This is a genomic window from Thermoplasma sp. (assembly GCF_008709555.1).
Classification (GTDB): domain Archaea; phylum Thermoplasmatota; class Thermoplasmata; order Thermoplasmatales; family Thermoplasmataceae; genus Thermoplasma.
The window spans coordinates 1-23,395 of record NZ_VYIJ01000018.1; the positions used below are offsets into that span (position 1 = coordinate 1).

27 protein-coding genes and 2 tRNA genes are annotated in these 23,395 nt (G+C 46.6%); 21 read left to right on the top strand and 8 right to left on the bottom strand.

Annotation, left to right across the window (positions count from 1 at the left end):
• Nucleotides 1-216 precede the first annotated feature (216 nt).
• The 4 genes from metG (at nt 217) to F6Q11_RS06310 (ending at nt 2,582) form a co-directional block, all read left to right on the top strand.
• The gene (gene metG, locus F6Q11_RS06295) at nt 217-564 is read left to right on the top strand and encodes a methionine--tRNA ligase subunit beta (protein WP_297027369.1); all 348 of its coding nucleotides are present in this window, start codon (nt 217-219) and stop codon (nt 562-564) included.
• On the top strand, nt 564-1,817 hold the full coding sequence (locus F6Q11_RS06300; protein ID WP_297027372.1) for a replication factor C large subunit: 1,254 nt from the start codon (nt 564-566) through the stop codon (nt 1,815-1,817). The genes metG and F6Q11_RS06300 overlap by 1 nt, the downstream gene beginning before the upstream one ends.
• Before the next feature lie 87 nt (nt 1,818-1,904).
• A complete protein-coding gene (locus F6Q11_RS06305) occupies nt 1,905-2,498 on the top strand; it encodes a 50S ribosomal protein L15e (RefSeq protein WP_297027375.1) in 594 nt (197 codons plus the stop codon).
• A 3-nt stretch (nt 2,499-2,501) separates the two neighbouring features.
• A tRNA-Ser gene (locus F6Q11_RS06310) sits at nt 2,502-2,582 on the top strand.
• Nucleotides 2,583-2,626: 44 nt separating this feature from the next.
• Here F6Q11_RS06310 and F6Q11_RS06315 read toward each other — a convergent pair.
• On the bottom strand, nt 2,627-4,003 hold the full coding sequence (locus F6Q11_RS06315) for an MFS transporter (protein WP_297027377.1): 1,377 nt from the start codon (nt 4,001-4,003) through the stop codon (nt 2,627-2,629).
• Nucleotides 4,004-4,138: 135 nt separating this feature from the next.
• Here F6Q11_RS06315 and psmA point away from each other — a divergent pair, with 135 nt between their 5' ends.
• Genes psmA through F6Q11_RS06375 form a run of 12 tightly spaced genes read left to right on the top strand, consistent with a single transcriptional unit; the run spans nt 4,139 to nt 11,268 of the window.
• A complete protein-coding gene (gene psmA, locus F6Q11_RS06320; RefSeq protein WP_297027379.1) occupies nt 4,139-4,840 on the top strand; it encodes an archaeal proteasome endopeptidase complex subunit alpha in 702 nt (233 codons plus the stop codon).
• 37 nt (nt 4,841-4,877) lie between these two features.
• Nucleotides 4,878-5,573 carry a ribosome assembly factor SBDS gene (locus F6Q11_RS06325; protein WP_297027382.1) on the top strand — a complete coding sequence of 232 codons (696 nt, stop codon included), beginning with the start codon at nt 4,878-4,880 and terminating at the stop codon, nt 5,571-5,573.
• A 50-nt stretch (nt 5,574-5,623) separates the two neighbouring features.
• Nucleotides 5,624-6,334, top strand: a complete 711-nt coding sequence (gene rrp4 / locus F6Q11_RS06330; RefSeq protein ID WP_297027387.1) for an exosome complex RNA-binding protein Rrp4 — start codon at nt 5,624-5,626, stop codon at nt 6,332-6,334.
• Nucleotides 6,303-7,040: an exosome complex exonuclease Rrp41 gene (gene rrp41 / locus F6Q11_RS06335; protein ID WP_394349636.1), complete on the top strand. Its 738-nt coding sequence runs from the start codon at nt 6,303-6,305 to the stop codon at nt 7,038-7,040. The genes rrp4 and rrp41 overlap by 32 nt, the downstream gene beginning before the upstream one ends.
• Nucleotides 7,041-7,042: 2 nt before the next feature.
• On the top strand, nt 7,043-7,825 hold the full coding sequence (rrp42, locus tag F6Q11_RS06340; protein ID WP_297027391.1) for an exosome complex protein Rrp42: 783 nt from the start codon (nt 7,043-7,045) through the stop codon (nt 7,823-7,825).
• A 5-nt stretch (nt 7,826-7,830) separates the two neighbouring features.
• Nucleotides 7,831-8,073 (top strand): 50S ribosomal protein L37ae, encoded by a 243-nt coding sequence (locus tag F6Q11_RS06345; protein ID WP_297027393.1) that lies wholly within the window; start codon nt 7,831-7,833, stop codon nt 8,071-8,073.
• The gene (locus tag F6Q11_RS06350) at nt 8,070-8,207 is read left to right on the top strand and encodes a DNA-directed RNA polymerase subunit P (RefSeq protein WP_010901701.1); all 138 of its coding nucleotides are present in this window, start codon (nt 8,070-8,072) and stop codon (nt 8,205-8,207) included. Before F6Q11_RS06345 ends, F6Q11_RS06350 begins: the two co-directional genes overlap by 4 nt.
• Nucleotides 8,208-8,210: 3 nt before the next feature.
• On the top strand, nt 8,211-9,380 hold the full coding sequence (locus F6Q11_RS06355; RefSeq protein ID WP_297027396.1) for a tRNA pseudouridine(54/55) synthase Pus10: 1,170 nt from the start codon (nt 8,211-8,213) through the stop codon (nt 9,378-9,380).
• On the top strand, nt 9,380-9,676 hold the full coding sequence (locus F6Q11_RS06360; RefSeq protein WP_297027397.1) for a 50S ribosomal protein L21e: 297 nt from the start codon (nt 9,380-9,382) through the stop codon (nt 9,674-9,676). The genes F6Q11_RS06355 and F6Q11_RS06360 overlap by 1 nt, the downstream gene beginning before the upstream one ends.
• Nucleotides 9,677-9,678: 2 nt before the next feature.
• On the top strand, nt 9,679-9,990 hold the full coding sequence (locus F6Q11_RS06365) for an RNA polymerase Rpb4 family protein (protein ID WP_297027401.1): 312 nt from the start codon (nt 9,679-9,681) through the stop codon (nt 9,988-9,990).
• 13 nt (nt 9,991-10,003) lie between these two features.
• Entirely contained in the window at nt 10,004-10,552 is a 549-nt protein-coding gene (locus F6Q11_RS06370) for a DUF655 domain-containing protein (RefSeq protein ID WP_110642405.1), read from the top strand.
• Nucleotides 10,549-11,268, top strand: a complete 720-nt coding sequence (locus F6Q11_RS06375; protein WP_297027405.1) for an rRNA adenine dimethyltransferase family protein — start codon at nt 10,549-10,551, stop codon at nt 11,266-11,268. Before F6Q11_RS06370 ends, F6Q11_RS06375 begins: the two co-directional genes overlap by 4 nt.
• Here F6Q11_RS06375 and F6Q11_RS06380 read toward each other — a convergent pair.
• Nucleotides 11,201-12,025 (bottom strand): SPFH domain-containing protein, encoded by an 825-nt coding sequence (locus F6Q11_RS06380; RefSeq protein WP_297027407.1) that lies wholly within the window; start codon nt 12,023-12,025, stop codon nt 11,201-11,203. The two genes, F6Q11_RS06375 and F6Q11_RS06380, sit on opposite strands and share 68 nt — an antisense overlap.
• A 115-nt stretch (nt 12,026-12,140) precedes the next feature.
• On the opposite strand from F6Q11_RS06380, the gene F6Q11_RS06385 reads away from it, so the two are divergent.
• The 3 genes from F6Q11_RS06385 to F6Q11_RS06395 all read left to right on the top strand — a co-directional run bounded on the left by F6Q11_RS06385 (nt 12,141) and on the right by F6Q11_RS06395 (nt 13,594).
• Nucleotides 12,141-12,213 (top strand) — tRNA-Pro (locus F6Q11_RS06385).
• 773 nt (nt 12,214-12,986) lie between these two features.
• On the top strand, nt 12,987-13,370 hold the full coding sequence (locus F6Q11_RS06390) for a hypothetical protein (RefSeq protein ID WP_297027410.1): 384 nt from the start codon (nt 12,987-12,989) through the stop codon (nt 13,368-13,370).
• A 56-nt stretch (nt 13,371-13,426) separates the two neighbouring features.
• Entirely contained in the window at nt 13,427-13,594 is a 168-nt protein-coding gene (locus F6Q11_RS06395; RefSeq protein WP_297027415.1) for a preprotein translocase subunit Sec61beta, read from the top strand.
• A 12-nt stretch (nt 13,595-13,606) separates the two neighbouring features.
• Here the strand turns inward: F6Q11_RS06395 and F6Q11_RS06400 are convergent, their stop codons facing one another.
• Entirely contained in the window at nt 13,607-14,605 is a 999-nt protein-coding gene (locus tag F6Q11_RS06400; protein ID WP_297027419.1) for a kinase, read from the bottom strand.
• Between the two features lie 95 nt (nt 14,606-14,700).
• On the opposite strand from F6Q11_RS06400, the gene F6Q11_RS06405 reads away from it, so the two are divergent.
• On the top strand, nt 14,701-15,657 hold the full coding sequence (locus tag F6Q11_RS06405) for a mevalonate-3-kinase (RefSeq protein WP_297027422.1): 957 nt from the start codon (nt 14,701-14,703) through the stop codon (nt 15,655-15,657).
• Here the strand turns inward: F6Q11_RS06405 and F6Q11_RS06410 are convergent, their stop codons facing one another.
• Nucleotides 15,658-16,143: a hypothetical protein gene (locus F6Q11_RS06410; protein ID WP_297027425.1), complete on the bottom strand. Its 486-nt coding sequence runs from the start codon at nt 16,141-16,143 to the stop codon at nt 15,658-15,660.
• 198 nt (nt 16,144-16,341) lie between these two features.
• On the opposite strand from F6Q11_RS06410, the gene F6Q11_RS06415 reads away from it, so the two are divergent.
• Nucleotides 16,342-17,160, top strand: a complete 819-nt coding sequence (locus F6Q11_RS06415) for a universal stress protein (RefSeq protein WP_297027428.1) — start codon at nt 16,342-16,344, stop codon at nt 17,158-17,160.
• Between the two features lies 1 nt (nt 17,161).
• Here F6Q11_RS06415 and kdpC read toward each other — a convergent pair whose 3' ends face one another.
• From kdpC to F6Q11_RS06435, 4 genes are all read right to left on the bottom strand, one after another.
• Nucleotides 17,162-17,779: a potassium-transporting ATPase subunit KdpC gene (kdpC, locus tag F6Q11_RS06420; protein WP_297027431.1), complete on the bottom strand. Its 618-nt coding sequence runs from the start codon at nt 17,777-17,779 to the stop codon at nt 17,162-17,164.
• Nucleotides 17,776-19,773 (bottom strand): potassium-transporting ATPase subunit KdpB, encoded by a 1,998-nt coding sequence (gene kdpB / locus F6Q11_RS06425; protein WP_297027433.1) that lies wholly within the window; start codon nt 19,771-19,773, stop codon nt 17,776-17,778. The genes kdpC and kdpB overlap by 4 nt, the downstream gene beginning before the upstream one ends.
• Nucleotides 19,770-21,527 carry a potassium-transporting ATPase subunit KdpA gene (gene kdpA / locus F6Q11_RS06430; RefSeq protein ID WP_297027436.1) on the bottom strand — a complete coding sequence of 586 codons (1,758 nt, stop codon included), beginning with the start codon at nt 21,525-21,527 and terminating at the stop codon, nt 19,770-19,772. The genes kdpB and kdpA overlap by 4 nt, the downstream gene beginning before the upstream one ends.
• A gap of 176 nt (nt 21,528-21,703) precedes the next feature.
• A complete protein-coding gene (locus F6Q11_RS06435) occupies nt 21,704-23,245 on the bottom strand; it encodes a tRNA uridine(34) 5-carboxymethylaminomethyl modification radical SAM/GNAT enzyme Elp3 (RefSeq protein WP_297027438.1) in 1,542 nt (513 codons plus the stop codon).
• Between the last annotated feature and the right edge of the window lie 150 nt (nt 23,246-23,395).

Sequence of the window (23,395 nt, forward strand, 5' to 3'; positions counted from 1 at the left end):
ATCCAGTGTGGTAAAGGTTCATAATCTTTGATCATGAGGTCATGAAAAAGGGTTTCGGTTGTGGTTTTTGGAAAACCTTAAAGATACATTCTGTGAATCAGATATTTAAAATTATCCGCGCCTTGTGGTACTTGCTATCACCACTATCAGATCTTTCAATTTGGATACAGAGAATCAGCTGATACTCACAGCCCAGCCGAATGACAAAAGATTAAAATGAATAATAAATTAAGGAGCGCAATGGAGATAGACATCAATTATTTCAGACAGCTTGATATAAGGGCAGTCAAGGTTGTTTCAGCCGAAAAGGTTGAAAAATCCAGAAGCCTTCTCAGGTTGATCGTAGATCTGGGTGGCGAACAGAAACAGATAATATCAAGTATAGCAGACTATTACAATCCATCAGACCTTATCGGGAAGACCATCATAATACTTAACAACTTGAAGCCGGCAAAATTCATGGGCCTTGAGAGCCAGGGGATGCTCCTCGCAGTGGACAACGAAGAGGGAGTGAAACTGCTAACCGTGGACGGCGAAGTAAAGCCAGGATCGAGGGTATCCTGATGTCCTGGGCCGATAAATACAGACCAAAAAATATAGACGATGTTATTCTAAGCCCAGAGATAAGAAAGCAGATAACGGATTGGATAGAATCCTGGAAGGAGGATATACCTAAGAGAAGATCGCTTATTCTCTACGGATCCCAGGGCACAGGAAAGACAACCACTGCATACGCAATAGCAGGAACATTTGGCGTTCCAGTCGTAGAGATGAACGCATCCGATCAGAGGAACAGGGATAGCATGAAGGGCACCGCCCTCATGGCCTCTCTTTATGGTGATCTGTTCGTTGATTCCGCCAAAAGGCCATCAAAGGTCATATTGATAGATGAGGCGGATAATATGTTTGAGAGGGGTGGCGACACGGGCGGGATATACGAGCTATCAAAGATAATCAAGAATTCAGCAAATCCGATAGTTATAACTATGAACGACCTGTTCGAATTCAGAAAGAAGAACTATGCCTCTGATGTCATATCGTCCTCGCTTGTCATAGAGATGAAGCAGTATGGCAGGAAGCTGGATAAGAATTACAATGAATTCCGCAGAAATATAAAGGCCAGGCTTCTCTTCATACTAAAAAATGAAGGATACACCTTGCCGGATCAGATTGTGGATCGGATAATTGACAGGAATATGCCTGATATACGGAGCATGATAAACGATCTGGAGGCATCTGCTGTTTCTGGCACAAACATAGGCGACCAGAGCTCAAGGGATGTACCAGAGATCGTCTATTACATGGTGGATAAAGCCTTCAAGAGGAATTATGATGAAACCCTTAGATCGATATATGGGTCGGATATAGACGATTCATACTATGTTAGCTGGATAGATGAAAATCTGCCTTTCAAGATCTCTGACCTTCAGGATCTGGTTTCGGCTTATGATCTGATCTCCTATGCAGATCACCTGATCTGGGCCATGGAGCGAAAGAGGCATTATGAGTTAATGGCATTTCCAATGGAGATCGCGGGTGGAATATCGTATTACATACAGAATATGAAACATGAATATGTGAAGTACCAGAGTCCATCTTACATAAATCAGATGTCGAGAACAAAGGAGAAAAGACATGCTCTAATGTCTCTTGCCCTTAAAATCGGGCTCCTGGTGCATATGGGTGCACAGAGAACCATGGATGATCTCTGGTTCTACAGCCTCCTATACCAGAAAAACGAAGGAGTGAAAAACCTCTTAGATGAAAAGCTTAATCTTACCCAGGGTGAGGAAAACGCCCTGACAAGAAGCGAATGATCAGATAAGATCTGACGCAGTTTTGGGACATCATGGGCAAACTTATATAATGCCGGATTGATTAGGGGTAAAGTCAAGGGGAATTCAATGTCATCCAGTGGCTTATATCAGGCAGTACGTGAGGAATGGAAAAGTCTAAAGAAATCCGAGATATATGATTTAGAGAAGAAGAGAATGATAGAGTGGAGGCATGGGCCATCCATAGTCAGAATCGATCATCCAACAAGGATAGACAGGGCAAGGGCCCTCGGCTATAAGAGCAAGGATGGCTTCATAGTTGTAAGATCCCGTGTGAGACGTGGAGGAAGCAACAGAGAGAAGATAATGGGTGGCAGGAGACCGAGAAGATTGGCCTACAACAAGCTCACAAGAAAGAAGAGCCTCAAGCTCATCGCCGAGGAGAGAGCTGCCGATAAATACCCAAACATGGAGGTTCTCAATTCGTACTACGTCGGAGAGGATGGTCTTTACAAATACTTCGAGGTTATACTCGTTGACAGGTCTCATCCTAACATATTCAACGACCCGCACATATCATGGATATCTGAACCACAGAACACTGGCAGGGTCTACAGGGGACTCACCTCCGCTGGTTACAAGGTAAGGGGTCTTAGGACTGGCAGGAAGGGCTCCAGCAAGAGCAGGCCTTCCATAAGGTCAAACGGCAGGTTGAGAAGGTAATTTGCCGCGGTGGCCCAGCGGTACGGCGCCAGCCTTGAGAGCTGGTTCCCTTGTGGATCGGGAGTTCGAATCTCCCCCGCGGCGCCTTTATTACGGCACCTACATTCCCAAGTTTTTAAAATGAGAATTTATTGTGTGATAGTATCGTAATCCTTAGATACCTCTTCTAAGGTTCTTCCTGCAGCCTCAGGTATCAGGAATATCATTATTATTGAAAGTACGGCTATCATTGCATAGGCCAGCACCATGGCCGATAACCCATAGCGTGAGAGGAGTATTGGAAATGCTGTAAGCCCTATGGCATCAGCAGTTCTATCAATTCCGACTGTTATTCCCTGTGATGTACCTCTAACCTTTGTGGGCGTTATCTCTGGCGTGACCATGGCCCCACCTATTATTGACGCAGGCCCTGTTGCTGAAAAAAGATAGTTCATTATGTAGAAGAAGAAGCCAAGTATGGCGGCCTTTCCTATCAGTCCTGCAGGCGTGACGTCCGATGCGAGCCCTGCAAAGATTGATGCACGTGCCAGAAGCAGTGAATACATAAGGAGCCAGAAGAAAACACCAGCATATCCCACTACGATGAGCTTGCGCCTGCCTACACGATCTATCAGGAGCGCGGAAACTATGGCTCCCGGTATGCCGGCAAATATCTCAGCATAGTAGGTGAAAGTTATTGGCGTTAGCCCTAAATTGTATGCTATAGTTATCGGTCCATATATGGCGAAGGTTGTCGAATACATATCGTAGAGTATCCACAGGATCGCGGAAACGAATATCAGAAGAATAGAAGCGCGAAGCCTTGAAACGAAGGGCCTGCTGTCAATATCCACGTTGACGGATGATCCTATCTCGGATTCTATCCTAGTTAGTTCTCTGGAGTTGCCTTTGACTCTGGCCTCGAACCTGGGAGTTTCCGGTATCTTTCTCCTAAGGTATATCACAAGCAGAGCAGGCACTCCACCGAATGCCAGCACAAGATGCCAGACAGCACTTGATGGTAGGTACATGATAGATATCTGATCGACAAAAGCAACAAGCATGGCTCCAAACGCCGCCATGATGGGAAAGGTCATTATCATGAGCTTTCCTCTGTCTCTTGTATCGGCATTCTCAGCCATTATGACAGGCGAAAGAACGTAATCTCCGCCTATTCCGAACCCCAGTATTGAACGGAATATGACTAACTCGTAGAAATTTGTCGTGAAGAACTGCAGGAATGAACCCACGGCTATGAACGCCAGATCAATCCCGTACATTGGCTTTCTCCCTATCCTATCGGCAATGAACCCGAACATGAAGGCTCCAACAGCGGCACCGATAAACGATGCGGATGTCATAAGAGAATCCTGAATTGGACTAAGGTGGAGTGAAGCCGATACGAGATAATATACAAGCGATATGGCATATAGATTATATGAATCGGAGAATATGCCAATCCCACTGACTATAACGCTCTTTATCTGGAAGAATGTTATCCTACGTGAATCCAGTCCTTCAAACATCAGCATATGATCCTTGCCACATATAAAAATATTTGAGTAATTACTCTGACTTTAGTAGCATATTTCAATTATTCGAATTTCATGATAAAAGAAATCTTTATTATTCGTCTGATTATAGTGGCTGGAGGAGATAACATGCAACAGGGCCAAATGGCTTACGATAGAGCGATTACGGTTTTCTCACCTGATGGCAGACTATTCCAAGTAGAGTATGCAAGGGAGGCAGTTAAAAAAGGTTCAACAGCACTCGGTATGAAATTCGCAAACGGCGTGCTACTGATATCAGATAAGAAGGTTAGAAGCAGGCTCATAGAGCAGAATTCACTGGAAAAGATACAGCTCATAGATGATTATGTTGCAGCTGTCACATCGGGTCTGGTGGCAGATGCAAGGGTACTTGTCGACTTTGCCAGGATAAGCGCTCAGCAGGAGAAGGTCACCTATGGATCGCTTGTCAATATTGAAAACCTTGTGAAAAGGGTTGCAGACCAGATGCAGCAGTACACCCAGTATGGCGGCGTAAGGCCTTATGGAGTATCGCTGATCTTTGCCGGTATCGATCAGATCGGGCCCAGGCTCTTCGATTGCGATCCAGCCGGCACAATAAACGAGTATAAGGCCACGGCCATAGGATCAGGGAAGGATGCAGTCGTGAGCTTCCTCGAGAGGGAGTATAAAGACAACCTGAGCGAGAAGGAGGCTGTGACGCTGGGAATAAAAGCGCTGAAATCCTCACTGGAGGAGGGCGAAGAGCTTAAAGCTCCAGAGATAGCGTCAATCACGGTAGGCAGCAAGTACAGAATATACGATCCGGAGGAAGTTAAAAAATTCCTCTGATGTGATATATTTTTATTTTTAAAGGAATTCACCAAGTATGGTAAAGGTTGAGGACGCCATCGTTGCCCGCCTTGAATCACACGGATACCATTTTGAGATTCTAGTTGACCCTGACGCGATAGAGCGCATCAGAAAGGGGAACATCGATATAGAGAACGATCTTGCATTTCCCGAGGTCTACAAGGATGTCAGGAAGGGTGAAAAGGCAAGCGATGAATCTCTGAAAGAGGCATTCAAGACAACGGACATCGCCCAGGTTGCAATCGAGATCGTGAAGAAGGGACAGATACAGCTTACAACTGAGCAGAGGAGAGAGATGTACGATGAGCGTCGCAAGCAGATCGTGAATCTGATCGCAAGGGAAGGCATAAATCCGCAGACAAACACCCCGCACACCCCGTACAGAATATCGCAGGCTATGGATGAGGCGAAGGTCAAGATAGATCCATTCAAACCGGCTGAGGATCAGGTGCAGAACGTGCTGAAGGCAATAATGCCCATCATACCCATAAGGCTTGAGAAGGCAAAGATAGCCGTAAAGCTGATGGGTGATGCCTATGGAAAACTCTACGGTGAACTTGCAAAATCAGGATATATAGTTAAGGAAGAGTGGGGCAAGGACGGATCGTGGATGGGGATACTCGAGGTGCCTGCAGGTATACAGGGAGACATCATTGAGAATCTTTCGAGGAGAGGCGGCGACAAGGTGCAGATAAAGATCATAAAACAGTAAACGAAAGTATATTATGAAAATTACAATAGAGTTTCAAACTTAAGGAGAAGGTGTATCAATTGGGAGACGTCAAAAAGATAGTGCTGCCCGGTGATCCGATAGATGTGCAGGGTAAGATGAGGAACGGAGTTTACAGGGGGCAGGACAACAGGTATTATTCTGAATACTTCGGAACGCTTCAGGTGAATGACCAGTTTGTGGATGTCGTGCCTTTCTCAGGACAGTATATACCGAGGAAGGGAGATAAGGTGATAGGCAAGGTAATAGAGGTTGGCCCATCAACATGGACTGTAGACATAAATTCGCCTTATTTCGCAATGCTGCATATGAACGACACCCCATGGAGAATGTCATCCGGAGATCTTAAAAGGTATCTTAACGCTGGAGACTACGTTTATGCGAAGATAATGAGCGTCAACGAGATCAAGGAGAGCTGGCTGACCCTGAAGGAGCCCGGATTGAAAAAACTGGAGGGCGGGCATATGGTCCTCATACACGCTTCACGCGTGCCAAGGGTCATAGGCAAGGGCGGTGGCATGGTGAACATGGTGAAGGAGCTGACCGCCACCCGCATAATAATAGGGCAGAATGGTCTCATATGGATCGACGGCCCTATAGAAGGTGTAACGATGGCGATAGCCGCCATAGAGATGATAGAGAGGGAGGCCCATACTGAGGGCCTGACCGCGCGCGTTGAGAGTTTTTTGAAGGAGTTGAAAGGTGAAAAGGATGGAAGCCAACAAAATAAAGCTGATCAATGAAGATAACCTACGGTTGGATGGCAGGTCTTTCAATGAACTGCGCCCCATAAAGATACAGGCCGGTATTCTTAACAGGGCAGATGGATCTGCCTACATTGAATGGGGAGGAAACAAGATAATGGTCGGAGTCTACGGGCCAAAGGAGGCATACCCGAAGCATTCGCAGGATATAGACCATGCCATAGTGAAGGCAAGATACAACATGGCCGCATTCTCGGTGGACGAGAGGAAGAGGCCAGGACCTGACAGGAGAACAATGGAGATATCCAAGGTCATATCTGAAGCACTGAGCTCATCCATAATGATAGAACAGTTTCCAAGGGCTGAGATCGATGTTTACATAGAGGTTCTGCAGGCAGATGCCGGTACGAGAATAGCCGGCCTTACAGCAGCAACCGTTGCACTGGCCGATGCTGGCGTTCCGATGCGTGATATGGTCGTTGGCTGTACGGCAGGAAAGGTAGATGGGCACATGGTACTGGATCTCTCTAAGGAGGAGGACAATTACGGCGAGGCAGATATTCCGATCGCCATAATGCCGAAGACCGGAGAAATCGTCCTGATGCAGATGGATGGTGACGTGACCGAGGATGAGCTTTACCAGGCAATGGACATGATATTTGAGGCCACAAAGCGAATCTCGCAGATCCAGAGAGAAGCTCTCCTGAACAAGTACAAGATACAGGATATAGGGGAAGGTGAGTGATAATGGCTAAGGAATCAGCAGAAATTCTTTCAGAGATAAGAAAAAACTACATACTCAGCACGATGAAGGGCGGCAAGAGGATCGATGGAAGGCTGCCTGATGAGTTCAGGGAACTCACGATAATAGAAAACTATATTCCAAGGGCAAATGGATCCGCCTACGTGGCCCTGGGGAACACAAGAGTGGTGGCGGGCGTTAAGATAGAATCTGGAGAGCCATTCCCTGACACACCAGATCAGGGTGTGTTGACAACAAACGTTGAGCTTCTTCCAATAGCTTTCCCGAGCTTCGAAGCGGGCCCCCCGAATGATCTTGCCATCGAGGTATCTAGGGTCGTTGACAGGGGCATTAGGGAGAGCAAGATGATAAGCCCTGAAAAGCTTGTTATAGAGCAGGGGAAGAAGGTGTGGATCGTTTTTCTTGACATAAACGTTCTCGATTACGATGGGAACCTCATAGATGCAAGCACCATAGCTGCAGTTGCCGCGCTCCGCAACGCCGTTGTTCCAGCATCAAAAGAGGGCGGTGAGAACTTCAAACTCCCAGTATCAAGCATACCCATCTCCGTCACAATGGTGAAGATAGGTGAAACCCTTGTATGCGATCCAAGCTTGGAGGAGGATCAGATATGTGGAGGCAGGATAACTGTAACGACGACTGAGGACGGACACATCAGGGCTATGCAAAAAGGTGAAATAGGTGCTTTCACTGTCGAAGATGTTAAAAAGGCTATTAAGATGTCCCTCGAAGTAGGCAAGAAGCTGAGGGAAAAATACTTCAGGTGATATTCATGTCAAAGAGAACTGTTAAGGTCGGTGTTGCAGGAAGGTTTGGGCCGAGATATGGAGTTACAATAAGGAAGGAGTGGAGCGAGATCTACAAGCAGAAGATAGCGATCTACACATGCCCTTCCTGCAAGAAGAAGAGGGTAAAACGTGTTGCCAATGGCATATGGCAGTGCAGGCACTGCGGTTATAAATTTGCCGGCGGTTCATACACACCGGCGTACGAGATAAAAGTGGTAGAGGGATGACCGAATATAAATGCGTCAGGTGCGGAAGGCCACTTGAGAAAACCATGGGATCCGCTGAGATCGAGTGTGAGTGCGGTTCCAGGGTTTTTGTCAAGGAGAGACCGAGCATCGAAAAGACCATAAAAGCAAGATAGACCATGTTCCAGCTTTCGGAACTGGCCAACTATCACCTTTGCAAAAGGTGTTCAGGTAGGGTTTTTGCATACCATGGCCACGGGATATCTAATCTCGATAGGGGTGAGTATCTCCGCTTTGCGATAGGCTGTGAGATCGGAGATCCGGATTTTTCCTTCTCAGATCCAGAGAACTGTCAGGTATGTCACGGCATATTCGATAGGTTCGAGGATCTCTACGACCTGGTGATGAAGAAGATCGACGGTGCCCAGTACAAAACTTTCCTCGTTGGTTCTGTATTCTCTGAGGATACCATAAGAACTGAGGAAGAAATCCAGAAGAGGTTCGGGTCTACAGGGGAGAGCATAAAGAAAGAATTCAACAGAGAATTCGGAAAGTATTTTTCAGCACGAACAGGCAAGGAATATTCCCAGGATAATCCTGACCTGACGATCATGGTAAACGCAGAATACCTGTTCGCTGAGGTAAAGATCAGGAGTGTATACATATATGGCAAGTACAGGAAATTCAGGAGAGATATGCCGCAGACCAGGTGGATACATAGGCCTGATGGCGATACCGTTGAGAGCGTCATTGGATCCGTATTAGTTAGGTATGCCGAAGGTACCAACTATTATCTCCATGGCTCAGGGAGGGAAGACGTTGACGTAAGGATGCTTGGAAACGGCAGGGAATTCGTTCTGGAAATTGAAAATCCAAAGTACAGGGAATTTGACCTTAGAGCAGCCACCCTGGAGATCAATGCATCTGGAAATGGTGTTGAGGTATTAGATCTCCGCTTCGCAGAACGCAATGAGGTGTCCGAGGTCAAATTGGAGAAGCACAATAAGGTATACGATGCTCTCATAGTTTCGGATAGTCCCGTGGATGAGAAGAGGCTCAGCGATGCATGCTTGAATCTCGCCGGAAAAAATATTTATCAGAGAACACCATTAAGAGTTGCCCAGCGCAGATCCGATCTGGTAAGGACAAGGCACATAGATCAGGTTGATCTGGTTGGTGTATCCGGTAACGAAGCGGAGATAGTGATTTCGGCTGAGGCCGGAACCTATATAAAGGAGCTGGTGAATGGCGATGGCGGTAGAACCAAACCCTCGCTGAGTGAGCTGTACGGATCACCATTAAACATAAAGGAGCTGGATGTGATAAAGATCTGCAGAGGTGAAGATTAATGGTTAAGATGTCGCATGGTCCGAGATCCGGATCAAGAAGAAAACTGACTAAATCGGCTGAAGAGAGAAAGAAATCCGTGATAGGTAGATTCATGCAGGAATTCGAACCTGGAGATCGCGTGGCCATAGACATAGAGCCATCGGTCCATTCTGGCATGCCATATCACAGGTTTCAGGGTTATACAGGAGTGGTTGAAGGATCGCAGGGAGACTGCTACAAGGTTGCAGTAAAGGTCGACAGCCTCACAAAGTATGTTATAGCTTCACCGGTGCACCTCAAGAAAATTAAAGGATGACCATGGAGAAGAAATACATAAGCATACCAGAGGTCATAGATCTTTTATCCAATCGTGAAAATCTCACTGATCTTGAAAAGGAGAATCTTACCTATGCCGAGAAATTCGCAAAGATAGATCCGAAGGAGATAGAGAAGGTAAGGGAAGATATTCTGTCAATAGTTGATCTACCAGAAAAGGCTCTCGTAAAGATACTGGATCTCAAGCCAGAAACTCCCGGAGAACTCACGGCAATCCTGTCGACATACGGGGTCATGGTATCCGACGAAAATTTAAATGCACTTACCGACTACCTTAAGAAACTGAGATTCTGAAGGGAGTGATCTTTTGGAAGAGTATGCATATGTTCTGGATTATTTACCGCAGGGTAGACCTGATGACAGATCTTACAGATCAAGCCCAGTTGTGCTTGCCATAGGCGAGACAGAGTTCAAACTCCTGGAGCTGATCCCGAAGCCAAACGAGATCATAACGGTAGGAGAAAAAGTGTACATTGGTAAGAATCCTGAGATGAGAAAAAAGATCCTCTCGGTTAGAAGACGCATAATGTACAAAGATCTAACCAGTGCAGCCCAGAGTGAACTCCCGTATGTGCTAGAGGACATAGTCTCTAAGCAGGAGGGCAGGTTCATCGAATTCTTCAACAAAGCGGAACCCATAAATGCAAGGTTGCACAGCCTGGAGCTTCTGCCAGGCCTTGGCAACAAGACCATGTGGGCCATACTGGAGGAAAGAAAGAAGAAACCTTTCACTTCGTTCGCAGACCTGACGGAACGTGTGAAGAGCATACACAATCCGCAGAAGATGATCGTTAACAGGATCATTGATGAACTCAAGGACAGATTCGAAAAGTACAAGCTTTTTGTTGCAAAATGAGGTATAGCAAGAGGATGGGGCAGGTCTTCCTGCAGAGCAGGAGGATCGCCGAATATGAGGTTGACCTCCTAGGTGTTCCAGGCACCGTCCTGGAGATAGGGCCAGGACATGGCGTTCTGACAAAGATACTCATCGATCGTGGCTTCGAGGTCACCGCGGTAGAAAAGGATCGCTACATCTTTCAGGAGCTGCAGCCCATCAGATCCAGAAACCTGAATCTTATAAACATGGATTTTTTGGATATGGCCCCAGGGTCCTATGATTACATAATAGGAAACATACCGTACAGCATATCGTCACCCATAATTTTCAAACTTTATGAGTTCGAATTCCAAAGATCAGTGATCATGGTGCAGAAGGAATTTGCCGAGAAGATCGCATATCCAAACGATATGTCGAGGCTGCACGTGAACGCACATGTGAGGTACAGCGTTGAACTAAAGAGGTACGTGAGCAGAAGAAACTTCAATCCACAGCCAGAGGTTGATTCAGCAATACTTGTCCTCGAAAAGAAGAAGTACGAAGAACCCTATCCCATGGATTTCCTGGACAGCGTACTTATCCAGATGTTCTCAAAGAAGAGAAAAAAGTTATCGAATATATTCGATATATGCCCGGAAGATCTGGCGGACAAAAGACCGTCAAACCTCACTGTTTCTGAGATCCTTGGTCTTGCCCGCCTATTGTTTGATTCCGGCTTTTCAGCACGTCGTTGATGCCGAACATCGAAAACGTTGAACCGGCCACAGGCACCTCCGACGGTATCATTATCATTGAGGATTTGCCCTCTAACCCAACCTCGTATATGATCTGCATCCACCTGAGCTGTAGCCCTATTGGGTTTTCAACATACTGACGGGATGCCTCGACCATCTTCTGGGCAGCCTCGACCTCTGCCTGAGCCAGCGTCACCCTGGATCTGCGCTCTCTCTCCGCTGAGGCCTGCCTTGACATGGCCTCCTGGAGCTGGGAAGGAACCAGCACATCCCTTATCTCCACGGATGCAACCTTGACGCCCCATGCTTCGGTCTTCTGGTCTATTATCTCCCTTGCAGTCTCACCGACCTTTTCCCTCTCCGAGAGCAGCTCATCAAACATTGATTTTCCTATAACCTCCCTAAGGGTTGTCTGCGCGGCATAATTTGTTCCAACAGAATAATTCTCTATGTTAAGTACGGCCTTCTGCGGATCTATGACCTGGTAGTACATTATCGCATCTACGTTGACAGGCACGTTATCCTTGGTGAAAGTTGCCTCTGTCTTGAACTGCACCGGCTGAATACGTGTGGAAACGTAGATACCCCGGCTTACTATTGGCGTTATGAATATTATACCTGGCCCGCGAATACCACCATATCTTCCGAGAGTGAGCACTATCGCTCTCTCCCACTCTTTCAGGACATGAATTCCCGAGAGCAGTATTATCAAGGCTATGATTATTATTATGATAAGGAGTATATCTAATCCTGTCATGTCTTAGTATATTAAATGTAATATATAGACTTTCGTAATCTTTGATCTATAATAAAATGAATTTTCAATTTAACTGGGCTCAAATTTATAAATAAAGTTTCCATTCAGGCGTTGTGGGGCCGTGGGGTAGCTTGGTATCCTACGGGCTTTGGGAGCCTGAGACTCCGGTTCAAATCCGGACGGCCCCATAGCGAATTAATATGAGGCATGCCACTATGGAGGATCTAGAGATCCATAGCACTTTGATAGAAAGGATCAGAAAAATCAAAGGAATTAGGGAAAAGAAGCCTAGCCATTTTTATTATAAGGGTAAAAACGTCGTACATTTCCACACCGATGAGGGACTGATATTTGCCGATGTTGGAAATACCAGGATCATCGTTATGAAAGAAAAATACGATGATATAATGAATCTCATCGTTTCTTACATGAACACCATCTAACAATTTCCGCTGATCCTGAATCTTTTATAGAAAGGTTAGGGGTTTGGGGAAGCAGTAAAACTCCCCTCATACATGAGATACAGGGACTTCCCCCGATGGAAATATCTAAAAAAGTATGTATCTACGTTTTCTTGTATCCTCCACGATAACCGAGTGGTGTTATACATAAGTAGGATCGGTAAAAACCGAATCAACGCCCGTGGAGATCGCAACATCCGTAAACCTGCTTCAAGACGTGGATCGAAATAAGGTTTCCAATGAAGGGAAACTGCGATCTGGTTGTATTTGGATCGAGTTTGGTAGATGAAGCAGGAAGATCCGGAGCTTCAGCTGAGGAGTAGATCACCTGAAGCCATCCCATCATCCATATATTTCACATACATTTTCATAATATGGTGTCATAGGAAAAACTCCGCATCTAGTGCGCATTGCGTCTAGCTTATCGATCATCTAAACACCATAGACATCAACATCGGAAATATGAAAATACTTGTATAACGTTTGCATACGTTTCCAGTATGAAGACCTGGAGTGGTCATATATATTTTGACGATAAATTCGAATGGAACAAGCTTGAGAAGGCCTTTCCCGATATCTATTCTCTGGTTGTTGAAAACAAAAAGAACCCTGAGGACCAGCAGTTCGATCAGGTCATGCTTCAGCTGAACCTTGAGGAAATGCATAAGAACAAAAAACCTCTTGGCTACATAAAGGACGATGCCAAATACAAACTGGTTTTTCCGCTGGATCGTAAGGAAATGATAGTGTACCGCGGAGTTGTGAGCGATGAGGTCAGGGAGAAAACGGAGGAGATAGAGAAGGTCCTGAAATCAAAAAAGATAAGATACACCGTGGACTACGATAAGATGATACTCTACCAGATAAGGAAGGCCAAGAAATGAACGAAGGTATCCCGATAATGTTAAATATCGTATTCCCATTTTAAGGTGGATCGCATATGGCGTCTGATAGGAAATCTGAAGGTTTTCAGTCCGGTGCCGGGCTTATAAGGTATTTCGAAGAGGAAGAAATTAAGGGCCCTGCACTTGACCCGAAGCTGGTTGTTTACATGGGCATTGCCGTTGCGGTCATCGTAGAGATAGCCAAGATATTCTGGCCTCCATGAACGGAGGAGAACTCATGCCTCAGGCATGCGACCAATGGTCCTGGTACCCATCATATCGAATGATGTCCTCACAACGAAGTTGGATACGCGCATCATTTTCTTCTGGATGGCGTTGAGATTTTCTGGCCTGCACAGTACAAGGACGAAGCCTTGAGATCCTCCACCCATCAGTCTTGCGGCCTGTGCACCGCTCGATAACGCGAGTGATATTATCCTGTCGATGTGTTCGTTCGTTATCCTTGATCCAAGTGCTTTCTTTATCTCCCATCCACGGTTTATCTGGTGCGCGAACTCCTCAATGTCGTTATTTATTACGGCGTCACGCAGACGCTTCGCAACATCCTTCATCTGAAGAAGGCTTCGATTTGTTCTCTCATCTCCCATCTCAGATGCTTTTACCTGTTCCATGAGCACCTCGGAGCTTTGCCTTGTCTTTCCTGTGTAAACAAGCAGTATCCTCCTCTGCAGATCTCTTGTGAATTCTGAGTATCTGCCGAGGTTCTCGTACTTTGTTCCGTCGCTATTAAATTCCATATACTTGAAGCCCCCATAAGCTATGGCATATGGATCCTGCTTACCGAGCACCACATGGAAATGATCCCTCTCCAGGTTGTATGACTCCTCTGCAAGGATCCTTGCGTCCACTCTTCTACCTCTTATGGAGTTCACCAGGTTCATGAGGGCAGATACGGCAGCGCTAGACGATCCAAGCCCAGAACCGGGAGGTGCATCGCCGGACATTATGACGCGACCCATCGTTATGCCTGAATCGTTAAGAAAATCGGCCATCATCTTGGTCACGTTGGCAGGCCTGTGCATGTTCACTATGTAACTTCGTACGAAATCTCTGGATGACAGCTCCAGCTGGTACTCATCCTCTATGTATCGTACTGAAACACCCCTGTCGATCGTGGCGTTAACCACAGCGCCGCCGTATCTCGATAGAAAAGGTTCAACATCTGTGCCGCCGCCTCCAAATGTTATGCGCAGAGGGCTGTATGAGATGTACACCGTAGATGATTTGAATCCATCTTATTAAATTCTTGCCGAAATACGTTATCATGCGCAAAAAACAATAACTGGTAACGGTTGCCTGTACGATGTGCATGACCTACAGATCAATTGGATCGACGGCCTATCCAACTATCGGTGTTGTCCTCCTTGGTGGAATTGCAAATCCGGTCACCAGGACTCCCCTGCATACCTCAGCGGGAATAGCGTACAGCGATTCCTGCGGATCCGTAAGATCGGAGACTAAGATATACGCGGATGACATGACGCATATATATTTCAACGGAGTGGAGTCAACAGATGATAACAGGTCTGTTAGGCGCGTGCTTGAAAGGTATTCCAACGTTTTCGAGGAAGCTCTCGGAACGCCCACAGTCTCCTATTCATCTCAAAACTTTGGGATACTCAGCGGGAGTTCTGACGCAGGCGCTGCATCAATAGGGGCCGCAATAATGGGCCTCAAGTCGGATCTCGATCCCCATGATGTGGAGAATGACCTCAGGACTGTATCGGAGAGTGCCGGAAGGAGCCTTTTCGGTGGACTGACCATAACATGGAGTGATGGATACCATGCATACACCGAAAGGGTGCTTGAACCTGAAGCCTTTTCGGGTTATTCCATCATCGCCTTTGCGTTCGATTATCAGAGGAACCCGTCAGATGTCATACACCAGAACATAGTAAAGAGTGACCTGTACGAGTCCAGGAGAAAGCACGCAGATGAGCATGCGCATATGATAAAGGAGTATGCCAGGACAAAGGATATAAAGGGCATATTCGAACTTGCACAGGAGGATACAGACGAATACCATTCGATACTGCGCGGTGTCGGTGTCAACGTGATAAGGGAGAACATGCAGAAGCTGATCAGCTATCTCGGCATTATAAGGAAGGATTACTGGAACTCCTACATCGTTACTGGCGGCAGCAACGTGTATGTGGCTGTGGAAAACGAGAATGCGGAAAAACTGTTTTCGATCGAGAACACATTCGGATCGAAAAAGAAAATGCTCAGGGTAGTTGGCGGTGCCTGGCACAGGAAACCTGAGTGATCAACTCTTCTCGAATATCATATCTGATACATCCTGCGGGAAATCAAGTACCCTTATGTATTTCTCACCAGGAATGTCGACCGTGCTGTAGGCCGATCTGAACGGATATTTTATCTCTCTGTCAGTGATGAAATACTGACCGCCAAGCTGCGAGAATTCTTCGCATCTGCCATCGTCTCCGTATGGCATGGCTATGTTCTCAGTAACGTCGAAGAATTCGCGGAGTCTTCTCTCCTGCACTGATGGATCGATAACCACAATCGCTGCACCTGCCATTATGGTGTCTATCACATCGTTGAGTCTCTCGGATAGGTTGAGCACTATGATATCGAACATGTGAGAGAGATAGGTGTATTCTGCTGTATTGATCACATGGCGATGGATGGCATCGTAATCCACGACGAACACCTGATCGGCGCCCAGCAAACTCCGTACCGTTTCCGGATCGGAACGTCCATGCCTTATAGTGAGTGTGTGTATCTGCAACCATACATCATACACAATGATCGATTTATAGTTTTACATGAGAATGCCTCTCAGTATAATTTTTATTTATCCAGTATAATTCATTGATTGGGATCCAATGTTTCCCGCATCTTTTAATTATACATCTGAAAATTATTAAAACAGATGTATTTTCATATTTCCAAAAAGATTAAATAGAATGCACCCGTATTAGTGTTGATGTTCGAAATTCCCAGACCGTACCTGCTAAAATTCGACAGGATCGCAGTGCCCATGGCGGATGGCCGGAGCTCCAGGAGAGTGCTGCACATAGCCTTTGCGTTCGCATCCGTCATGGGGTCAGAGATAACCGCGATCACGGTCAGAGATCAGGCAAAGGACATAATGTGGACAAACAAGATAACGGTTGTGACGAACGCCTACAAGGAGGGATTGAGCCAGAGCATAAAGGTCGTTCCGAAGATCCTGACCAGCTCGGATGTGAAATCTGCCCTTGTGGAGGAACTGAACAGACACTCATACGACATCGTGATCATAGCATCAGAGAAAAGGTCAATAATAACGAGGATAACCTCCGGGCCTGTATCAAACTACGTGATAAAAAGATCTAACATACCCACGGCGCTTGTCTCGGTGAAGACACAGACGTTCCCGTACAGGACCATATACATACCACTGAGCGAGTCCGTTAATACAAGGGGGTCTGTGGCATTCGGTCTCTTCCTCAAGAAGGTCACCGGCGCAAAGGTGATATTCTCGGATCTAAGGGCTTTTGATCAGAACCCAACGCACAAGTTCAGCTACGTGTTCGATTACATGAATGAGATAATAGAGAACTTCGGTGGCGACATAACTGTGCGGAAGGGTGGTACAAGCAGCGACCTGAAGGAATCCATACTCTCGGAGGCGTCAAACTCGGATGCTGATGCTCTGATACTCGGTGTCCGATCCGGACAGAACGGGAAGATAAGGGTCAACAGCGAGATTAAAGATCTTATGAAAACTGGCGAATTTGACAGCATCCTCTTCAAGAAGTGATTCAGATCTGCGACCTGCTTATGTACCCATCCCTGAGGAGGAATTCTATTATATCCACATTCAGATGGACGACGTTGACGTAATATGAACCGAAGAAGGGAAAGTTCTGGGCCTTTGTGGAGTTAACTATACTGTACAGGAAAGAATAGAGATAACTGATGGACAAATTTGTTATGTTGTGCAGCGCTATGCTTATTCTTGGTATCTGTATGATCGCGCCTTGCAGCGGTATGTCTGGATCTAGACCAGATCCTGAGTACGATATCATGGCGTAGGGTATCTCGCTTATATTAACGCCAGGATTTTCGCTTAGGAAACGATGCAGATATTTTTCTGTCAGATTCAGCATGGCAGGATTTCCAAGCGAATAATCGTATGATCCTGATTCGCTCAGGTTGTAGTCTATGGCAGATGGCCTGGGCTGAAAGAAGAAGGATGAGTTGAATGCCTCCGCCAGAAGATAGCTTCCATAGATATGACCGTCGATCTCCACAGGCTGTCCTTCTGACTGGAATGGGAGCGCATGTTCCGTTATCAGGGCTGTCACGGTCGGATATATAAATCCCAGTATGAAGAGAAACAATACTGCAAATACAAAGGCCTTAGTATAGGATTTCACCAGACCACCCCCAGTGCAACCAATAGCATGTATATCAGCTTTATAGCTATGAACGGGACAACAACGCCTCCAAGGCCGTATATCATTATGTTTCTCTTAAGCAGGTCTGATATGGAAGTTGGCTTGTATTTGACACCGCCAAGGGCGAGCGGTATGAGAAACACTATGATTATGGTGTTGAATATCAGCGCTGATGTCACAGCGACTATCGGATCCGTGAGATCCAGGACGTTTACGAGCGAAAGGCTCGGGAACATGTAGAAGATGGCAGGAATTATCACGAAGTACTTCGATATGTCATTGGCTATGCTGAACGTGGTCAGAGCGCCCCTGGTTATCAGTATCTGCTTACCCAGGAATATGACGTCCATCAGTTTGGTAGGATTGCTGTCCAGATCGATCATGTTTGCAGCTTCCTTTGCGGCCTGAGTTCCGTTGTTCATGGCCAGGCCAACATCAGCCTTGGCCAGAGCCGGAGCGTCATTTGTGCCGTCTCCGACCATGGCAACCATCCTCTGCCTCTCCTTCTCCCTTATGACCACATTGTACTTGTCTATGGGCTTCGAGTTGGCTATGTACTCATCCAGACCAACCTGCGCGGATATGTACTGCGCCGTGACCTCATCATCGCCAGTACACATTACAGTCTTTATATCCATGTTTCTTATCTCCGATATCCTCTCCTTTATGCCCGGTTTTATAAGATCCTGCAACTCGATAACACCTGCGAACTTCCCATTATGCACTACAGGAATGGCAGTGCCTCCTCTCATGGATATCTCCTTGCACAGGGCCTCTATGAACTCATCCGCAACGTGAAACTTCTCCTTGAGAGCACGCAGAGATCCCTTTATCACGTAATCGTTTTCTAACTCTATGCCGCTGTACTTTGTTTCGGATGAGAAAGGTATGAACCTATATCCTTTTAGATCGTCATCTGAAACGCTTATTCCGTTGCTCTTGGCAAGATTGAGGATCGATATGCCTTCCTTCGTCTGGTCATAGAACGAAGCCAGTGCACACATCCTGTAGAACTCCTTCTCGTCAACACCCTTATTGGGGTACATGCGCACCGCCTGGCGCTCTCCTATGGTTATGGTGCCTGTCTTGTCCAGTATTATTGTATCAATGTCACCTGCGTTCTCAATAGCCCTTCCACTCTTTGCTATGATGTTGTACTCTGACACCTTGTTTATGGCCGCTATACCGATCGCAGGTAGCAGTGCGCCTATGGTGGTTGGTATGAGAGCTATGAGAAGGACTATGAGCATCATAACGTTGGCGGTTCTGCCATAGTAATGCGATATCGAGAATATTGATGCAGTTATGATCAGAAAGATGAGGGTAAGCCCAGAGAGGAATACGGTCAGCGCTATCTCGTTCGGTGTCCTCTCCCTCGTCGCCCTGTTCACAAGTTCGATCATCTTGTCTATGAACGTGCTCCCTGGATCTGCTGTTGCCCTTATCTTGATCCTGTCTGTGATGAGCCTGGTAGAACCTGTTACCGTATCTCCTATGACCTTCATGACGGCCCTTGACTCACCCGTTACATTGGATTCGTCCACATATCCAGATCCCTCAACCACCTCGCCATCAATTGGTATTATTTCATCCCTGTAAACGATTATGATGTCGCCTTTGCGAAGATCCGTGGACTTGACTTCAACGGTTCCGTCCCCCCTGACCACATGCGCAACAACCTCCGTCTTAAATTTCTTGAGCGAGTCAGTTATGGCCCTGCTCTTTCCTTCAGACATGGCTGTGCTCATGCTTGAGAAGAATACAGTGAGGAAGAGGAGGATGACAACAGCCAGATAGAACTGAAGATATGTGCTGGTGGATGGGACTCCAAAGAATCCGGGGAATAGGTATATGAACACGGAGATGAATAGGGACATCTCCGTGAGGAACATTACCGGGTTGTGTATTATCACGTCCGGTCGCATGTTCCTTAGCGTTAGAATGAATTCCTCATAAACCTTCCTGAAGTTCAAACCATCGCCCCCAGCATAAGATTAAAATCATGGGCCCACGATAGGAGAGGGCCCAGCACTATTATCGGGAAGTATGAGAGAAGCCCGATCAGAATCATCGCTGCGATGAGGAGCATGCCGAATATCCAGTTGCTCGTATCTATCGATCTGTAATACTGGGCCTTCGCCTTCTTGACGGAAAAAGCCTGCGCTATGGCCAGCTGGAACGCCATGAGCAGGTATCTGCCAAGCAGCATGAGGACGCCGTCCAGGTAATTGAAGAAGGGCTGGTTTGTGTCGAATCCGCCCATTTCTGAACCGTTGTTGGATGCTGCCGAAGCGAACTCGTAGAGAAGCTCCGTTATACGGGAAGAACCCGGATTGACAAATGTGGACATCAGGTGTGGTATCATCAGTGTTATGCCGAGGGGTATGACGACCAGCAGCGGATGCGTTATAAGGGAGAGCGTTGAGTACTTTATCTCCTTCGAGCTTATCCTCAGGCTCATGATCTCTGGAAGCTTTCCCACCATCAGCGACGCTATGAATACTGTGAAAATTATATACATGAATATGTTCAGAACGCCGGTACCGACGCCACCCAGAGGATCGTTGAGGAGAAGACCTATCAGTACGCCGATTATTCCTGCAGGCGTGTATGAGACCAGAGCTGCATTGGAGGCACCGGTTGAAGTTATTGTCGCTCCAACAGCAAATATTGTGCTCTGTGATATACCTATTGCAGTCTCCTTTCCCACCATGTTGCCTGTGTAGTACCCAAGGTGCAGGAACGGTACTCCGACAAACTCTCCGAAGAATGCGAAAAGTGCATCGAAAATGAAGAAGAACATGACGACCCAGTAGAGCATGCGGCCAAATTTCCTGTCTCCAAATACTATGCCTAGTGCAAGAAGCGATGCCAGAGGTATTATGATGAATGATACGAATTCCACAAGATTCGTGAACCAGTCTGGGTTCTCGAAAGGATAGGCTGCGTTTGCCCCATAGAAACCGCCCCCGTTCGTCCCTATGTTCTTTATCGCCTCAAGGGTTGCAACCGGACCGAGTGGTATGTTGTAAACCTTGTTTGTTAGAAAGGCGTTCACGGTCACATAACGCTGCATGGTCTCCGGTATCCCTGCGAATATAAGTATGACGGTCACGATGATGGTAAGCGGCAGGATGAGATCGAAGATCGCCACAAGGAAATCATGGTAGAAATTGCCGATGTTTCCCCGATCAGTCCTGATGCCCCTTACGAAGGCCATAGAGGCCGCAAAGCCAGTACCTGCCGAGAGGAACATCAGGCCCGTTATAACTAGGGTCTGGCTGAGGTATGATAGACGCATGGGATCCGAGTAGTGCTGTATGTCCGTATTGGTGAGGAAACTTACCACGGTGTTGAACGCGAGGGATGGGGGCATTCCAATGGTATCATATGAGAATGGGAGATAGTTCTGGAACATTATAACAAGAAATGATATCAGTCCTGCAAAAAAATTGAAGAGGAGAAGATTTGTGAAATATTCCCTGAAATTCATTCCATGATCCGGAGATTCCCCTATAAGCTTCTCGAAGAATGATATGACACCTCCAGTGGCCCTGGAGAAGACTGTTTTCTCATCCGAATATATTTTTGCTATGTGGAATGAGAGTATGTATGCAAATACTGATGCGATGATCAGGTAAATAAGTATGATGATAACACCTGAGACGGCCCTTTCGGCGACAAAGAATTTGGCCCAGAAATATGCCTCATACTCAATTAAATTCATATTTTTTCTGCCTCTACTATGGTGTAAAGCAGGTATATTGCCATGATTAGAACCAATACCGAAAGCAATATGATCGAGGCTTCCATTTTTCAGTTTAATTCTATAACCATATTAATAATTTACTCTCATTCACCAGTATTCTGAAAGTTTCGATACGGATTTACGTCCACAGAACTTCACAGGATCTTGGCAACATAAGGCCCAAGATCATCGTATCCACGCTTTCTGAAGTATTCACGCACGCCGATGCCGGATATCACCAGTATACGGTCCAGGCCTTCCTCCTTTGTTATGCGTTCAGCCTCCAGCACGAGCCTGTTGCCGAAACCACGGTGCTGCCATTCTTCCTCCTCATGCCTGCCGACTGGGACCTCCTGACCAAATACCTTGAGCTCCCTTATCACACCTGTGTTAAGGACTTCCTGCCTGTGGGCCCTCTCCGAAGGTATCCTCAGCCTCAAGAATCCGATTATCCTGTTGCTCTCCGTCACGTATGATATGAAGTATTCCGTCCCGCCACCGGCACCGTAGCATTCAACCTTGAGATCGACCTTCTCATTCTTTATTTTGCTATGGCCTATCTCCCTGTACCTTATCTCTCCGGTGCGTATCCCCTCCTCCTTCATCCTTCTTTCAACCAGGTTTCTTATATCTGACCGCTTTACGCCTGCAACTATGAACTGCACAGGTATATCACGCTGTATGCGCTGGATCCTTATCCATTCTGGCATCCTGCGCATGAATTCCACTATGAGATCGACAGTCTCTGCTGTTGTATATGGCCTGTATTTTCCGTTCTTCCAAAGATTGTAGAGACCAGTGCCCTGCGTCACAAGCGTCGGATATATCTTCAGCATGTCCGGCCTGAACCTCTCATCATTTATCATGAGGTTGAAGGACTCGAGGTCTTTTTCCATGCTTGAACCATACATTCCAGGCATTATATGGTACACGATCTTTAGACCTGCATCTCTCGCAAGCTGTGTGGATCTGGCTATGTCTTCAACCGTATGGCCACGATTGTTCATCGCCAGTATCCTGTCATCTATGTTCTGAACGCCCAGTTCAACCTTCGTGGTTCCATAGCTGAGCGCATCGTCTATCTCGCGCTCGAAGAACCAGTCAGGCTTGGTCTCCACAGTCAGGCCTATGCACCTGTGCCTGCTGGTCTCGTTGATCCTTATTGATTCCTCCAGGCTACGTCCTATGGAACCATTCATTGCGTCGAGGCAGCCCTTCACAAAATTCCTCTGATAGTCCGGATCTCTGGCCGTGAACGTGCCCCCCATTATTATGAGATCTATCTTTGATGCATCATGGCCTATGGTCTCTAGCTGCTTGATCCTGCTGAACGTCTCCATATACGGATCGTATGCATTGTTCCTGCCCCTGAGTGCAGCTGGTTCGTAACCGGTGTAGGACTGTGGCGAATTGCTTTCGACACCGCCCGGGCAGAATATGCACTTTCCATGCGGACACCTCTCCGGTGACGTCATTGCCGCAACAACCGCAACACCCGAGATGGTCCTTGTTGGCTTCCTCCGCAGTATCTTCTTTATATCTTCACCGAAATCAAATGAGTTGAGGATTTCAACGTCGCTCGGGACATAGTCAAGCCTGTATTTCTTTGATAATTCCAGCTTGACGTCCTCCAGTTCCTCCTTGTCCCTGATCTGCCCTGAGAGGAGGATGTCCCGCATCTCTTCGAAGAAATCCATGTCAGGCTTATCCAATATTGATAATTATGATTTTCCATATTTCAGATGCGCGATTCTAGAACCGGATGCCATATGCACATATTCATGCAGAATAGGGCATGTGCCCGCATGTAAAATTTTTGAAGGTTCATAATCAGTATCTCCGAACCG